The sequence below is a fragment of the Rhizobium sp. SVR5-9E genome (genome assembly GCF_056755095.1).
The window spans coordinates 1-231 of the sequence record NZ_JBNDHS010000826.1; the positions used below are offsets into that span (position 1 = coordinate 1).

Here is a 231-nt window from a genome sequence, read left to right on the forward strand (position 1 = left end):
GTTGAGATTATAGGCCAGTTGCAGGCCGGGAAGTAATTTTGCTTTTTCGAGGGCAATCTGCTGTTCAGAGATATTTTTCTGCTGTTGCAATATTTTAATAACAGGATGCACACTGATTTCCTGCTGAATTCCTGCATTAAAAATTCTTTCATCTTGGGGCAAAAAATACGTTTCGGTATTCAAAAGCCACTGAAACTGATAGCCCAGAACAGAAGGCTCCTGCTGCAATTG

1 protein-coding gene is annotated in these 231 nt (G+C 40.7%); it reads right to left on the bottom strand.

The features are described 5' to 3' along the window. The coding region (locus ACPYOJ_RS37155) for a hypothetical protein (RefSeq protein WP_481420653.1) at positions 1-231 on the bottom strand (231 nt) is incomplete at both ends.